Raw genomic sequence first — 14,391 nt, 5'->3', positions numbered from 1 at the left:
GCGCCCGGAATCAGGCGGCGGGCGAGGCGTCGGCGGCAGCCGCGCCGGCCGTGGCCTCGTCATCGGCGTCGAGCACCTGCAGCAGGGCGCGGCGGATGGCCGAGTGCCGGGCGGCGCCGATGATCTTCGCCCCCATCAGGTCGGTGACGTAGAACACGTCGACCACCCGCTCGCCGAAGGTGGCGACATGGGCGGAGGCGATGTTGAGGTTGAGCCGCGACAGGGTCTGGGTGAGCCCGTAGAGCAGGCCGGGCCGGTCCAGCCCGGCGATTTCCACCACGGTGTGGCGGTTCGACCAGCTGTTGTTGAGCGTGACCTCCGGCTCGACGGTGAAGGCGCGCGGGCGCTTGGGGATCTTCTTCGCCACCACTTCCGGCAGCCGGATCTCCCCGGACAGCGATTTCTCGATCGAGGAGGCGATGCGCTCGGCGCGGCGGATCTCGTCGGAATCCTGCTCGAAGGCGCGGGTGAGCGAGATGGTGTCGAGCGCCCGCCCGTCGGTCGTGGTGCTGATCTGGGCGTCGACGATATTGGCGCCGGCGGCTGCGCAGGCGCCGGCGATCACCGCCAGCAGCTTGGGATGGTCGGGGGCGAAGACGGTGAGTTCGGTGATGCCGCGCGTCGGGTCGGTGCGGCTCGCGGTGGCGAGCGCCCGGCCCTCGGCCTCCGCCGCCAGGATGAAATTGGCATGGGCGACCTTGTGCTCGAGATCGGCACGCAGCCAGTAGCTGGGATAGAGCCGGTCGACATAGCCTTCCAGCGCCGCGGGTTCCCAGCCGACCATGGCGTTGCGGAACTCGGCCTGCGCCCGCGCCACCCGCTGGTTGCGGTTCGATTCCGAGAAGCCGCCGGTGACCACCGGCTCGGTCTCGTAATAGAGGGTGCGCAGCAGCTGCGATTTCCAGTTGTTCCACACGCCCGGCCCGACCGCGCGGATATCGGCGGTGGTGAGGATGAGCAACAGCTTCATCCGCTCCAGGCTCTGCACCACGGCGCCGAAATTCTCGATGGTCTTGCGGTCCGACAGGTCGCGCGACTGGGCGATGCTCGACATGGTGAGATGCTGCTCGATCAGCCAGGCGACGGTCTCGGTGTCCGCCGCCGACAGGCCGAAGCGGGGAGCGAGCTTGCGGGCGACGCGGGCGCCGGCGATCGAATGGTCCTCCGGCCGGCCCTTGGCGATGTCGTGCAGGAACACCGCGACATAGAGCAGCTGGCGGTTCTTGATCTGATGGATCAGCTCGTTGGCGATGCCGTAATCCGGCCGGTCGCCGCGCTCGATCTCGGCCAGCACCCCGATGGAGCGGATCAGGTGCTCGTCCACCGTGTACGAATGGTACATGTTGAACTGCATCATCGCGACGATCTTGCCGAATTCCGGCACGAAGCGGCCGAGCACCCCGGTCTCGTTCATCCGCCGCAGCACGATCTCGGCGGTGTCGCGCGCGCACAGGATGTCGAGGAACAGCCGGTTGGCTTCCGGGTTGTCGCGCACCTTCTGGTCGATCAGCTTGAGCGAGCGGGTGGCGAGGCGCATCGCGTCCGGGTGGAAGGCGAGGCCGTGCTTGCCGGCAATGTGGAACACCCGGATCAGGTTGACCGGATCGCGCGCGAAGGCGCCGACATCGGCGACGTTGATGCGGTCATGGTCGACGATGAAGTCGGCGCTTTCCTTCAGCTTGCGGTTGGGCGTGCGCCGAAGCCGGGCGATCATGCGGTTGAGCCGCGGCACCGGCTTGTCGTGCCGCTCCTCCAGCGCCGCCGAGACGATGGCGGTGAGGTCGCCGACATCCTTGGCGACCAGGAAATAGTGCTTCATGAAGCGCTCGACGTCCTTGAGGCCCGGATGCGCGACATAGCCGAGCCGCTCCGCCATCTCGCGCTGCAGGTCGAAGGAGAGCCGCTCCTCCGCCTTGCCGGCGAGGAAATGCAGGTGGCAGCGCACCGACCACAGGAAGCCCTCGCAGCGGCGGAACAGCGCCGCCTCCTCCGGCGTGAACACACCCTTGGCGACGAGGTCGCGGGTCTCGTGCACCCGGTAGACATATTTCGCGATCCAGAACAGCGTGTGCAGGTCGCGCAGGCCGCCCTTGCCGTCCTTCACATTGGGCTCGACCAGATAGCGCGACGCGCCGGCCCGCTTGTGGCGGTCCTCGCGTTCGGCCAGCTTGGCGGCGACGAATTCCGCCGCCGTGCCCTCCACCACCTCGGCGTCGAAGCGGCGGATGAGCTCGTCGAACAGGGCGCGCTCGCCGAGCAGCAGCCGCGCCTCCAGCACCGAGGTGCGGATGGTCATGTCGCCGCGCGCCTGGCGGATGCACTCGTCGACCGAGCGGGTGGCGTGGCCGACCTTGAGGCCCATGTCCCACAGCACGTAGAGGATCGATTCGGCGACGCTCTCGCCCCAGGCGGTCTGCTTGTAGGGCAGCAGGAACAGGATGTCGGTGTCCGAGCCGGGGGCCATGAGGCCGCGCCCGTAGCCGCCGACCGCGATGATCGCCATGCGCTCGGCGGTGGAGGGATTGTCGGAGGGGTAGAGATACTTGACCACCAGCTCATGGACGAGCTGGATGATCTCGTCCTGCAGCCGGGACAGCCGCTCGGCGCAGCGCCGGCCGGAGCCATCGACCATCAGCCACGCCTCGGCGGTCTTGTGGCCCTGCGCGTAGGCAAGCTTCAGCCGCTTCGCCATGGCGCTGCGCAGCTCGATCTCGCTGCCCGCCTTCTGCCCGCCGAACATCCCGTCGGCGAGCGCATGCATCTCGACGCGCATGGCCTCGATGTCGAACAGCTCCCGGAAGGGCGGGTCGGCTCGGCGGCGGCGGGGTTCGATCATGGCGCGATCCGGCGTGAAGGGTCTCCCGCTTTATCCGATCCCGCCGCCGCCGTCATCGTCGGCAAGGCCGATCCGCCGCAATGCCGTGCGGTATAACGCAAACATGCCCGGCGCGGGGCCGGGCATGTCAGGTAGGCTCCTGGCTATATCGGGCTTTCGGGCCGCTGGTCGGCTGCCCGGATGGGTCCGACCGGACCCATCGGGTTTTGCCTCACTGGGTCTTGGGGGCCGCGGCGCTGGCGTTCTGTTCCAGGGTCTTGAACTCCGGCGCGGAGTTCAGCTCCTCCTTGGTCAGGGCCACGACGATCTTCTCGCCGTTCTGCGTCGGGGTGGCGGTCAGCGACTTGAAGGACACCGCGACCGGCTTGGCGCCGATGCCGAGGAAGCCGCCGACATCGATCACCGCGCCGATGACCGAGCCGTCACGCTCCACGAGAATGTCGCTGATCGAACCCAGCTTCTCGTCGGTCGAGGTCACCACGTCGGTACCGACCAGGTCCGAGCCGAGCCACTGGGTGCCGGTCTGGGCGCTGATGAAGGTCGGGGTGGCCGGCACGGTGGTGGTCGCCGCGCTGGCATCCGGTATGGTGGAGTTGGGCATCTTGGCAGCCGGCGCGGTCGGCGAGGCCGGGTTCGGCATCGTCTGCTCGTTGCCGGCTTCCGGCTGGACGGCGCCGGGGGTGGGGCTCTGCGCCAGTGCCACAGCGGGGGCGAGCGACAGGGCGGCAAGAGCGGTGAAAGTAGCAATCTTGTTCGTCATCATCGTACTCCCGTCAAGAATGAGGGTAACATCTAAGCGGTCTGGCGACCGTCTGATGAGATAACGACGCTTATATTCTTTGGTTCCGAATATTCAGTCCTGTGCGCCGGTGTAATACTACTCCGCGCTTGCGCTGGTCTTCCGTTCCGGCGTCAATCTAACGTGGAGATGTCGGCGACGCAGACGGTAAGATTTTCGGTGTGGATCTTCGGCTGGATGCCGCCCAGCGCCGACAGGCAGCCGCGCGGCAGGCCGGCGGGCGCCGCGGCCGGCGGGGTGCGCCCCTCGAGCTTCCGGCCCGGTGCCGCCGCCGGTTCGACATCGCGGGCCAGCATCGGCTTGCGAGCCGCGCCGGTGGCGGGAACCGGCCTCGCCGCGGGCACGACAATGTCGAGGCGAGGGCCTTTGGCGGCACGGTTCACCATGGATGATTGCGGGAGCGCCGGGGCGTCGACCGTGCGGTATATCGGTGCCGGCACCCGGTGCTCGGGCGTGAAGGCGACCGCGGCGAGCGGAAGCGCCACCGCGATCCCGGTGGCGGCGCCAAAGAGATAGGCGGATCCAGCGAGGCTGGCCTTGGCAATGCCGAACATGTCTCGACCCCTGCGACCAAGGCGCGTGACGGCGTCGCCGCGCGGGCGCGCAAACGTTGCACCCTCGTCGGGAAGTCCCACGAGCTGTTGCGAAAAATCACCGACGACGAGCAACGCCGCCGCGTCGTCATACGTGGTTAACGCGCGGCTAATCGCGAAGTTCCGTGCCGGCAGCGCGGCTCAGCGGGGCATGGAGAGATGGTGCTCGGGTACCGAGACGTGGCAGACCAGCCCATCCGGCTTGAAGGCGAGGTCGACCTCGCCGTCGAGGCCGCGCGCGAGGTTGCGCTCGATGACCAGCGAGCCGAAGCCGCGCGCCGCCGGAGGGGTGACCGGCGGGCCGCCGCTTTCGGTCCAGCTGAGCTCGAAGCCGCCGCCGGCTTCCGGTTGCCGCCGCGCCCACTGGATGGACACTTTGCCGTTGGGCACCGAGAGGGCGCCGTATTTGGCGGCGTTGGTCGACAGCTCGTGCAGGGCGAGGCCGATATTTTGCGCCGCCTCGGGCTTGAGGAACAGGTCCGGCCCGGTAATGGCGATGCGGCTGGTGTCCTGGTCGAGATGATGGCCGAGCTGCGAGCGCACCATGTCGTTGAGCGAGGCGCCGTGCCAGCTCTCCTGGACCAGCAGGTCATGCGAGCGCGAGAGCGCCTGCAGCCGGGCGCTGAACTGCTCGACGAAATGGTCGATGGTGGTCGAATGGCGGGCGGTCTGCCGCGCCATCGCCTGGATGACGGCGAGCAGGTTCTTGGAGCGATGGGTCAGCTCGCGCATCAGCAATCGCAGATGGCGTTCGCCCTCCTTGCGCTCGGTGATGTCGACGGCGGCGCCGGTGAGGCCCACCGTGGTGCCGGCGAGATCGCGCAGCGGCTCGACATGCACATCGTACCAGACCTGGGCGCCGGCCTCCTCGACTTCCACCTCGCCCTTGCGCGGCTCATTGCTGGAGAGCGCCTCCCGCTTGAGGATGACGAGGGCATTGGCGCGCATCTCGCCCAGTAGGTCGGCATCGCTGGCGCCAAGCACCTGCTCGACCGGAAAGCCGAACAGCGGCTTGCTGATCGAGGTGTAGCAAAGGTTCCTGTCCTGGGTGAAAATCGACACGTTCGAGCCGCGCAGCGCCATTTCGTAGCGCTGCAGCGCGGTGGCCAGCTCCAGTGCCAGCCGCCGCTGCTCGCTCGCCACATGTACCGGCGAGGGCATGTCGACGAGGGCGCCGAGATTGGTCCACAATGCCACCGCCCCGATGAAATTGAGCGCGGCGAGGCCGATGCGGATGGTCGACTGCACCCACGGCACCACGGTGCCGGTATCCATCGCCGCGGCCAGCGACAGCATGCCGATGGTGATGAGCAACGAGGCGAGCAGGAAGATCAGCGTGCGCATGCGCAGCGACAGGTCGCGGCGCAAATACAGCAGGCGCACCAGGCCGAGCGTGATGGCAAAGGACGACACGACGCTGACGACGCGCGCCGTGTCGTCAATGAGATTGAGCTCGATGAGCGGCATGCCTCAAGGCTCAGGCGGTGGCACGCTGCTCGCGTGGACGCGCCTTGCGTTCGAAGAACAGGGCTTGGCTGATGACGGCGGCGACCATGGATGGCTGGAACGGCTTGGCGATGAGGAAGGCCGGTTCCGGGCGGATGCCGGTGAGGAAGCGCTCGGGATAGGCGGTGATGAAGATCACCGGAACCTCGACGCTCTCGATCAGCTCGTTCACTGCCTCGAGGCCGGAGCTGCCGTCCGCGAGCTGGATATCGGCGAGGATGAGCCCCGGCGGCTTGCGCCGGGCAAGGCTGACCGCTTCCGAATGGGTGCGGGCGATGCCGGTGACGCGATGGCCGAGGCTTTCGACGAGACCCTCGAGGTCGAGCGCGATGAAGGGCTCGTCTTCGATGATGAGGACCTCGGTGGCGATTTCCGCCGCCAGCTCGCGGCCGGCTTCCTCGACGAGATTGCGCAGGGTGGCGACGTCGATGTCGAGAACCGCGGAGGCTTCCTCTTCGGTGAAGCCTTCGAGCGAGACCAGCAGGAACGCCTGCCGGACCGGAGGAGTGATGTGGCCGAGCCGCTGCTCGCCCCGCATCGGCGGCGGTCCGGGCTCGGCCCGCCCGTTCAGCGTCACCGAGTTCCAGAGCCGCGTGAGGAGCTGATAGAGCGCGATGCGTGGGCCGGCGGGATTGTCGAGAATCGACGGTTCGGCGATGAGGGTTTCGAGAAGGGCCGTCACATAGGCGTCGCCGGCGGTCTGGCTTCCGCTGAGCGCGCGGGCGTAACGGCGCAGGAACGGCAGATGCTGCGCGACAGTTTGTGAAGTGCTCACACGCGTCTCCCCGAATATGCGTTAGGCAAAGCGGTGGTCAACGCAGTAGCCGGCGCAAGGTTCCCGGGTACGCGAAATATTCGGTTCCAATTTTTCATCAAGGCTGGAACCCGTTCGCTCATCGCCCGTTATCAGCAGCATGATGCGACGGAGGCTCCTATCCAAGCGGTTTGCGAGGCTCGATGTCGGGAAAAGACAAGATGACGACGGAAGACGAAAACGAGGGGCGGGGCGTGAGGGGCGACGTATTGCCTGCAAGCCCGCTTGGCGCGCTGGGAACGACGCTGGATGGCGACATCCAGGCCAAGATCGGTCAGCATCTGCGCGCCATGTATGACGACGTGGTTCGACAGGGGATTCCGAACCGCTTTCTCGACCTGTTGTCGCAGCTCGACCAACCGCCGGGCCGCACCGGCGGCAAGCCGGGGGGAGGGAGCGGTTCGTGAGCACATTCGACCCCGGGCTGCGTGACGAGATCATCGGCGCGATTCCCAACCTGCGAGCCTTCGCGATCTCGCTGAGCGGAAGCGTCGACAAGGCGGACGACCTGGTGCAGGAAACGCTGCTGCGCGCCTTTGCCAACATTCACAGCTTCAATCCGGGCACGAACCTGTCGGCCTGGCTGTTCACCATCCTGCGCAACCTGTTCCGCTCGGAATACCGCAAGCGCCGCCGCGAGGTGCCGGACCCGGACGGCGCCTTCGCCGCCACGCTGACCACCAATCCCGACCAGAACAGCCATCTCGACTTCGAGGATTTCCGCATGGCGCTCGACCGGCTGCCGCCGGACCAGCGCGAGGCGCTGGTGCTGGTCGGTGCGTCGGGCTTCTCCTACGAGGAAGCCGCCGAAATCTGCCAATGCGCGGTGGGCACCATCAAGAGCCGGGTCAATCGTGCCCGCAACCGCCTCGGCGAGCTGCTCGCCATCGATTCGCCCGAGGATCTGGCTCCCGAACGGCCGGTGGGCGTGGCCCTTGCCGTCAACGAACGGCTCTAGTGCTTTTTCAACGCTGTTGCTGCACCTGAGATGATGTCGCCGGGCGGGGAATGCCGCGCTGCGTGGCGGGCTTTGTCATGTCTCGCCCGATCACATCTCGTTCACCGACCGTGATCGCGTCGCTTCTTCACGAAAAACGCCTCCGCATGGTTGCGGAGGCGTCTTCGCGTCGCGCCGGATCCGGCCGCGCCTTGCGGTCCCGAACGGCGAATGCCGCGTCAGGGCGCCCGCCGGCCGCGCAGCATGCCCATCACCGCCGAGATGACGAACAGGATGATGGCGACGAAGAAGATGATCTTGGCGATCTCGATCGCGGTTCCCGCAATGCCGCCGAAACCGAGCACGGCGGCGATGAGGGCGATGACGAGAAAGGTGAGGGCCCATCCCAGCATGACAGAAACTCCGAACTTGCGGACGGCCGGCAGGCGGTCCTGGCTGACGCGCGGGCGGCTTTCCTGCCGCCTTTCCGATTAAACGGTACACGGCCGGCTAAGTTCCCGTGTCGTGCCGCGGCGCGATGAGCTTCGGCGAGATTCGGGACGTGCTGGCGACACTCCGCTCGGCGTGCCGGGAAGGGGCTCCGCGGCAGCCGGGTCCGGGTCTCGTCGACCAGGAATGCCGGCTCTAGAGCCGCATGGTCAGCCCCGGCGCGACGGCCTTCGCCTCGGCGATCAGTGCGGCGACGATCGGCGTCATAGGCTCGCGGTCGAGCGCGACGAGGCCGATCTGGTGCACGATCTCCGGTTCGTCGATGGGGATGGAGCGGATCGAGTTCGGGAAGGCGAAGACGTCGGCCAGCGCCTTGGCGACCACGCTCGACCAGTGGCCGGTGCGCACATGCGACAGCAGCGCGATGGTGGAATTGGCCTCCAGCATCGGCATGACGGCATGGCCGGCCTCGCGCAGTTGGCGGTCGACGATGCGGCGGTTCTGCATGTCGGGGGTCAGCAGGCAGAGCGGCACGCGGCCGATCTCCTCCCAGCTCACCCGCTGGCGGTCGCCGAGCGGGGCGTTCACCGAGGTGAGGAAACGATAGGTTTCCTTGTAGAGCGGCACCGTCTTCACCCGGCCGAGCGGATCGTTGTCGAGATAGGTGACGCCGGCATCGGCCTCCAGATTCTCGATGAGCCGCAGCACCTCGTTCGAGGTCGCCGACATCAGCGTGAAGCGGACATCGGCATGCTTCTGGTGGAACGGGGTGGTCAATTCGCTGAGCATCGGCATGGCGGTGGGGATGGCGGCGATCCGCAGATGGCCGCTCAGCCCCTTGCGCAGGCTGGCGATCTCCTGGCGCATGGCGCGGGTATCGGCGATGATGCGCCGCGCCCATTCCAGCGCCCGCTCGCCTTCCGGCGTGAAGCCGATGAAGCGCGAGCCGCGCTCGACCAGGCGCACGCCGAGCGCTTCCTCCAGCTGCTTCAGCCCGGCCGAGAGGGTGGGCTGGGTGATGCCGCAGGATTCGGCCGCCCGGCCGAAATGGCGTTCCTTGGCGAGGGCGAGCAGCAATTCGAAACGGTCGATCAAACGGGTACTTCCGACGAGAGAGCGATAAAGCTTCTCTATCAGAATCGATAGCACTTGCGAATTAGACAGTTGAAAAACTCGATATCGGCAGGTGGCCCGGCCCGCCGGCGGCGGTGTATCCGGCGGCGCGCGGTCTCGTCGCGCGATGACGTCGCGTCGTTCCCGCCATGCTCCGCGCGGCCATGATGGCCGGCGCTATTCCGCCGCGCCGCGCAAGTCGGGGGTGGCGGGCTCGGCCGGCTCGCCGGCGCCGGCATCGAATTCGAGCTGCTCGATGCGCCCGCCGCGCCGGGCGATCTTGTCGGCGGAGACCAGCGCCTGGGCGACATCCTCGCCGGCCTGGCCGAAATGCCTGGCGAGGTTGCCGACGCGCTCGCGCAGCCGCTTCACGTCCGCCACCAGCGCCCCGCATTCGGCGCGGATGAGATCGGCCTGCTCGCGCATGCGGGCATCCTTGGCGATGGCCTGCACCACCTGCACCGCCAGCATCAGCAGCGAGGGCGAGACCAGCACCACCCGCGCGCGGAAGGCGCGCTGGATGGTGTCGTCGAAATGCTCGTGCAACTCAGCATAGACCGATTCCGAGGGCACGAACATCAGGGCGATGTCCTGCGTCTCGCCCGGCACCAGATAGCGCTCGGATATGTCGGTGATGTGCTTGCCGACATCCTGCTTCAGCCGGGTCTCGGCCTGCTTGCGCGCCTCCGCGCTCGGCGCTTCGCGGAAGGCGGTGATCGCCTCCAGCGGGAACTTCGAATCGACCAGCAGCGGGCGCCGGTCGCCGGGCAGGAAGATGGCGCAGTCGGCGCGGCGACCGTTCGCCAGCGTGTGCTGGAAGGCGAAGCCGTCCCTCGGCAGGGCGTCGGCGATGATGGCCTGTAGCCTCCCCTCGCCGAAGGCGCCGCGCGCCTGCTTGTTGGACAGCGTCTCGCGCAGGCTCATCACCTGGCCCGAGAGCTCGCCGAGGCTGGCGCGCGCCTGGTCGACCAGGGCGAGCCGCTCGTTGAGCTTCATCAGGTTCTCGTGCGTCGCCTCGTTGGCGCGGGCGAGGCTCTCGCCCATGCGGTGCGAGGTGGCGTCCAACCGCTCGGCCACCGCGCGGGCGAGCTCGCCCTGCCGCTGGGCGAGGATCTCGGTCATGGACTGCACGCGGCCGGCGGTTTCCGACTGGGTGCGGGCGAGGTGGATCAGCCGGTCCTCCAGCTCGTCGGCGCGCCGGGCCTGCTCTTCCGCCTCGTCGGCGCGCAGGCGCGCCTGCCGCGACACCGCGACCAGCACGGCGAGCAGCAGGAGGAAGGCGAGCGCGGCACAGCCGGCCACGATTTCCGCGAGCGTGACGGGATGGCTGCCGACGACGAACAGAAGCTGGTCCATGCCGCCCTTCTAGCAGATTTTACCAATTACGCGAACGAAAAGAGAACATCGCCGCGTGCCTCCCGTTGACCGTCGCGCGGCGGTCGCTTATCTCCCGCGCATGTCCGTCCGCCCGCTCGTCATCATTCCCGATAGCCGCCTGCGCCTCGTCTCCGATCCGGTCGTGCGCGTGGATGCCCGCGTGCGCGACATCGTCGGCGACATGTTCGAGACCATGTACGACGCGCCGGGCATCGGCCTCGCCGCCATCCAGGTCGGCGTGCCCGAGCGCATCGTCACCATCGATGTCGGCAAGCGCCGCGCCAAGGAAGAGAGCGACGGCGAGGACGAGGGCGAGAAGGATCCGATCGCCCTGATCAATCCCGAAATCATCTCGGTCTCCGAGGAATTGTCGGTCTATCAGGAAGGCTGCCTGTCGATCCCGGAATATTACGAGGATGTCGAGCGGCCGGCGCGGGTGCGCGTGCGCTTCATGGACCTCAACGGCGAGACGCAGGAAATCGACGCCGACGGGATTCTCGCCACCTGCGTGCAGCACGAGATCGACCATCTCAACGGCGTGCTGTTCATCGACCATATTTCCAAGCTCAAGCGCGACCGCGTGGTGAAGAAGTTCACCAAGGCCGCCAAGGATCGCGGCCGGCCCTGAGGCCGCATCCGGGCGCAACCGGCCGGGAGAGCGCATGCGCATCGTCTTCATGGGAACGCCGGACTTCGCGGTGCCGACGCTGGCGGAGATCGTCGGCGCCGGCCACGAGGTGGTTGCCGCCTATACCCGCGCCCCGGCGGCGGGCGGGCGGCGCGGGCTCGACCTCGTGCCCTCGCCGGTGCACCGCGCCGCCGGGCAGTTCGGCATTCCCGTGCTGCATCCCGCGTCGCTGAAGGGCGATGAGGCGGCGGCCGCCTTCGCCGCGCATGAGGCGGATGTCGCGGTGGTGGTCGCCTATGGGCGCATCCTGCCGCCGGCGATCCTTGCCGTGCCTTCCCTCGGCTGCCTCAATCTCCACGCCTCGCTGCTGCCGCGCTGGCGCGGCGCCGCGCCGATCCAGCGCGCCGTCATGGCCGGCGACCGCGAGAGCGGCGTCGCGGTGATGCGCATGGAGGCGGGGCTGGACACCGGCCCGGTCGGCCTGGTCGAGCGGGTGGCGATCGGCGCCGACATGACCGCCGGCGAATTGCACGACCGGCTGATGATCATCGGCGCCGACCTGATGGGCCGGGCGCTGGCGGCGCTGCAGCGCGGCGGGCTCGGCTTCACGCCGCAGCCGGCGGAGGGCGTCACCTATGCCGCCAAGATCGACAAGGCCGAGACCCGCATCGACTGGAGCCGCTCCGGGGCCGAGGTGCACAACCACATTCGCGGGCTGTCGCCCTTCCCCGGCGCCTGGTTCGACATGGGCGGGGTGCGGGTGAAGGTGCTGCGCTCGACGCGCGGCGAGGTCGAGGCATCGTCCAGCGCCGCGCCCGGCACCGTGCTCGACGACCGCCTCACCATCGCCTGCGGCGAGGGCGCGGTGCGCCTCGTCGAGGTGCAGAAGGCCGGCAGCCGGGCCATGCCGGCCGAGGAATTCCTGCGCGGCAATGCGCTGACAGCTGGCGACGAGGTGACGTGATGATCCGGGGCGTGCAGGCGGACGACTATGACGTATGGCTGCCGCTGTGGCAGGGCTATCTCACCTTCTATGAGGCGGAGCTGCCCCCGGCGGTGACCGAGACCACCTGGCGGCGCCTGCTCGATCCGGCCGAGCCGATGCATGCTGCGCTGGCCTTCGACGAGGATGGCCGGGCGGTCGGCCTCGCCCACTGGATCTTCCACCGCTCCACCTGGAGCGTGGGCGACTATTGCTATCTCAACGATCTGTTCGTCGATGGCCGCCTGCGCGGCAAGGGTCTCGGCCGCGCCTTGATCGAGCATGTCCATGCCGAGGCGGCGGCGAAGGGCGGCCCGAAGGTCTATTGGCTGACGCACGAGACCAACGCCACGGCGCAGCGGCTCTACAATGCCGTCGCCGAGCGCACCGGCTTCATCCAGTACCGCAAGCTCACCGGCGCGTGAGGCCGCGGCGCGGGAGCGCCGCATCCTGCGCGGAACATGTTCCCCGGACGCGCCTCGCGGTGCGCCCGCCCTTGCGTGGCGGCATGAGCCCGCGCGGGTCACTTCCCCGGCTGGGCGACGACGCGCAGATACGGCTTCAGAGTCTTCCAGCCCTGCGGGAACTTCTCCTTGGCCGCCTCGTCGCTCACCGACGGGACGATGATGACGTCGTCGCCATTCTTCCAGTTCGCCGGGGTGGCGACGGAATGCGTGGCGGTGAGCTGCAGCGAATCGATCACCCGCAGGATCTCGTCGAAATTGCGCCCGGCGCTGGCCGGATAGGTGAGCGAGAGCTTCAGCTTCTTGTCCGGCCCGACGACGAATACCGAGCGCACCGTCATGGTGTCGGAGGCGTTCGGGTGCACCATGTCGTACAGGTCGGAGACCTTGCGGTCCTCGTCGGCGATCAGCGGAAAGTTCGGCGCGTAGCCCTGCGTCTCGGCGATGTCGTCGGACCATTTGGCATGGGCGTCGAGCGGGTCGACCGACAGGCCGATTACCTTGACGTTGCGGCGGTCGAATTCCGGTTTCAGCCGGGCCACCTGGCCGAGCTCGGTGGTGCAGACCGGGGTGAAGTTCTTCGGGTGCGAGAACAGCACGCCCCAGGAATCGCCGAGCCATTCATGGAACCGGATCGGTCCCTCGGTGGTCTGAGCTTCGAAATCGGGTACGACGTCGCCAAGCCGGATGGACATGGGAAGGCTCCAAGACAAAACAACATGATTATCATGTTGATAAACGAGAAATCACAATAGACCTTGTGGGAAGCTGCCGCAAGGCCGCCGCAAGGTCATATGGTATCTTACGGAGGGAACCAAAACCTGGTGCCGGGGTTAGAGAGATCGGAATTCGGTCCTGTCTGCCGGGTGTTCTGGAGAAAACATCATGTTGAAGATTCTTGCGATTTCCGCTGTCGCGCTCAGCCTCGCCGCCTGTACCACCACCGAGCGCCGCGCCACGGGCGGGGCGCTGATCGGCGGCGGCACCGGCGCGATCATCGGCGGCATTGCCGGCGGCGGCACCGGCGCCGCGGTCGGTGCGGCGGTCGGCGCCGGCACCGGCGCGGTGATCGGCGCGGCGACGTCGCCGGGCGACTGCTATGCCCGCAACGCCTATGGCCAGACCGTGAGGGTGCCCTGCCGCTGATCTGCAGACGGCGAGCGCATCCGAAGGCCGGGCGGCCCCCTCGCGGGGCCGTTCGCATGTCGGGACCCGCCGATCTCCCGCTCGCCGATTTCCCGCCTATTGGCTTGCCCACAGCACCCGCGCGATCCAGGCGATGTCGTCCTCGCGCAGCACCCGGTCGGGGTGCTCGGGATTGAGCGAGCGCAGTTCGACGGTCCGGGCGGTGCGCCGCTTGAGTTCCTTGGCGAGCACCTCGCCGTCGCGCGTCCGGACGATCACCCGGTCGCCGCGCCGCACCGGCGCTGCCGGCGAGACGACGACGACGTCGCCGTCGCGATAGAGCGGCATCATCGAATCGCCGGTGATTTCCAGGGCATAGGCATGCTCGTCGCCGATGTCGGGAAACACGACCTCCTCCCATCCGTCGCTGACCGGAAAGCCGGCGTCGTCGAAATAGCCGCCGTTCCCCGCCTTGGCGAAACCGATCAGCGGGATAGCCCGGCTGCCGCGCGGGCGTTGCACCAGATGCATGAAATCGTCGAGGCTGGCGCCGGTGGCGGCGAGGATCTTGGCTATGCTCTCGGTCGAGGGCCAGCGCGGCCGTCCGTCCGGCGCCTCGCGCTTGGAGCGGTTGAAGGTGGTGGCGTCGAGCCCCGCGCGCTTGGCCAACGCCGATGCTGTCAGGCCATGACGCTCGGCGAGCCGGTCCACCGCTCGCCAGATCTGGGCGTGGGTCAGCATGATGCAATCCAGACGTGATTCGGCGA

General features: G+C 67.9%; 16 protein-coding genes. 6 read left to right on the top strand and 10 right to left on the bottom strand.

Annotated features, from left to right (window positions below; translation table 11 throughout):
- Positions 1–10: 10 nt before the first annotated feature.
- The 5 genes from AC1RU4_RS05650 to AC1RU4_RS05630 all read right to left on the bottom strand — a co-directional run bounded on the left by AC1RU4_RS05650 (position 11) and on the right by AC1RU4_RS05630 (position 6,509).
- The gene (locus AC1RU4_RS05650) at positions 11–2,836 is read right to left on the bottom strand and encodes a [protein-PII] uridylyltransferase (RefSeq protein ID WP_492890045.1); all 2,826 of its coding nucleotides are present in this window, start codon (positions 2,834–2,836) and stop codon (positions 11–13) included.
- Between the two features lie 211 nt (positions 2,837–3,047).
- Positions 3,048–3,596: a PRC-barrel domain-containing protein gene (locus tag AC1RU4_RS05645; protein WP_492890044.1), complete on the bottom strand. Its 549-nt coding sequence runs from the start codon at positions 3,594–3,596 to the stop codon at positions 3,048–3,050.
- 152 nt (positions 3,597–3,748) lie between these two features.
- Complete coding sequence (locus tag AC1RU4_RS05640; RefSeq protein ID WP_492890043.1) at positions 3,749–4,189, bottom strand: hypothetical protein; 441 nt, start codon at positions 4,187–4,189, stop codon at positions 3,749–3,751.
- Between the two features lie 180 nt (positions 4,190–4,369).
- The gene (locus AC1RU4_RS05635; protein ID WP_492890042.1) at positions 4,370–5,695 is read right to left on the bottom strand and encodes an HWE histidine kinase domain-containing protein; all 1,326 of its coding nucleotides are present in this window, start codon (positions 5,693–5,695) and stop codon (positions 4,370–4,372) included.
- Positions 5,696–5,705: 10 nt separating this feature from the next.
- Positions 5,706–6,509 carry a response regulator gene (locus tag AC1RU4_RS05630; RefSeq protein WP_492890041.1) on the bottom strand — a complete coding sequence of 268 codons (804 nt, stop codon included), beginning with the start codon at positions 6,507–6,509 and terminating at the stop codon, positions 5,706–5,708.
- 200 nt (positions 6,510–6,709) lie between these two features.
- On the opposite strand from AC1RU4_RS05630, the gene AC1RU4_RS05625 reads away from it, so the two are divergent.
- Together AC1RU4_RS05625 and AC1RU4_RS05620 are read left to right on the top strand one after the other, a co-directional pair.
- The gene (locus AC1RU4_RS05625) at positions 6,710–6,955 is read left to right on the top strand and encodes a NepR family anti-sigma factor (RefSeq protein WP_492890040.1); all 246 of its coding nucleotides are present in this window, start codon (positions 6,710–6,712) and stop codon (positions 6,953–6,955) included.
- The gene (locus AC1RU4_RS05620) at positions 6,952–7,506 is read left to right on the top strand and encodes a sigma-70 family RNA polymerase sigma factor (RefSeq protein ID WP_492890039.1); all 555 of its coding nucleotides are present in this window, start codon (positions 6,952–6,954) and stop codon (positions 7,504–7,506) included. Before AC1RU4_RS05625 ends, AC1RU4_RS05620 begins: the two co-directional genes overlap by 4 nt.
- Positions 7,507–7,724: 218 nt before the next feature.
- Here the strand turns inward: AC1RU4_RS05620 and AC1RU4_RS05615 are convergent, their stop codons facing one another.
- From AC1RU4_RS05615 to AC1RU4_RS05605, 3 genes are all read right to left on the bottom strand, one after another.
- On the bottom strand, positions 7,725–7,898 hold the full coding sequence (locus tag AC1RU4_RS05615) for a DUF1328 domain-containing protein (RefSeq protein WP_492890038.1): 174 nt from the start codon (positions 7,896–7,898) through the stop codon (positions 7,725–7,727).
- 232 nt (positions 7,899–8,130) lie between these two features.
- Complete coding sequence (locus tag AC1RU4_RS05610) at positions 8,131–9,030, bottom strand: LysR family transcriptional regulator (protein WP_492890037.1); 900 nt, start codon at positions 9,028–9,030, stop codon at positions 8,131–8,133.
- Positions 9,031–9,225: 195 nt separating this feature from the next.
- Entirely contained in the window at positions 9,226–10,404 is a 1,179-nt protein-coding gene (locus AC1RU4_RS05605) for a DNA recombination protein RmuC (RefSeq protein WP_492890036.1), read from the bottom strand.
- Between the two features lie 100 nt (positions 10,405–10,504).
- Here AC1RU4_RS05605 and def point away from each other — a divergent pair, with 100 nt between their 5' ends.
- Genes def through AC1RU4_RS05590 form a run of 3 tightly spaced genes read left to right on the top strand, consistent with a single transcriptional unit; the run spans position 10,505 to position 12,460 of the window.
- Positions 10,505–11,053 carry a peptide deformylase gene (gene def / locus AC1RU4_RS05600; protein ID WP_492890035.1) on the top strand — a complete coding sequence of 183 codons (549 nt, stop codon included), beginning with the start codon at positions 10,505–10,507 and terminating at the stop codon, positions 11,051–11,053.
- Between the two features lie 34 nt (positions 11,054–11,087).
- Positions 11,088–12,017: a methionyl-tRNA formyltransferase gene (gene fmt / locus AC1RU4_RS05595; protein ID WP_492890034.1), complete on the top strand. Its 930-nt coding sequence runs from the start codon at positions 11,088–11,090 to the stop codon at positions 12,015–12,017.
- Entirely contained in the window at positions 12,017–12,460 is a 444-nt protein-coding gene (locus tag AC1RU4_RS05590; protein ID WP_492890033.1) for a GNAT family N-acetyltransferase, read from the top strand. Before fmt ends, AC1RU4_RS05590 begins: the two co-directional genes overlap by 1 nt.
- A 98-nt stretch (positions 12,461–12,558) precedes the next feature.
- Here the strand turns inward: AC1RU4_RS05590 and AC1RU4_RS05585 are convergent, their stop codons facing one another.
- Positions 12,559–13,194, bottom strand: a complete 636-nt coding sequence (locus AC1RU4_RS05585) for a peroxiredoxin (protein ID WP_492890032.1) — start codon at positions 13,192–13,194, stop codon at positions 12,559–12,561.
- Positions 13,195–13,384: 190 nt separating this feature from the next.
- Between AC1RU4_RS05585 and AC1RU4_RS05580 the strand changes: the two genes are divergently transcribed.
- Positions 13,385–13,645: a YMGG-like glycine zipper-containing protein gene (locus AC1RU4_RS05580; protein ID WP_492890031.1), complete on the top strand. Its 261-nt coding sequence runs from the start codon at positions 13,385–13,387 to the stop codon at positions 13,643–13,645.
- A 96-nt stretch (positions 13,646–13,741) separates the two neighbouring features.
- Here AC1RU4_RS05580 and AC1RU4_RS05575 read toward each other — a convergent pair whose 3' ends face one another.
- Positions 13,742–14,365, bottom strand: a complete 624-nt coding sequence (locus tag AC1RU4_RS05575; protein WP_492890030.1) for a S24 family peptidase — start codon at positions 14,363–14,365, stop codon at positions 13,742–13,744.
- Positions 14,366–14,391 lie beyond the last annotated feature (26 nt).

The sequence above is a fragment of the Ancylobacter sp. GW821-FHT10E12 genome (assembly GCF_058809335.1).
This window is presented reverse-complemented; position numbering and strand designations above follow the sequence as displayed.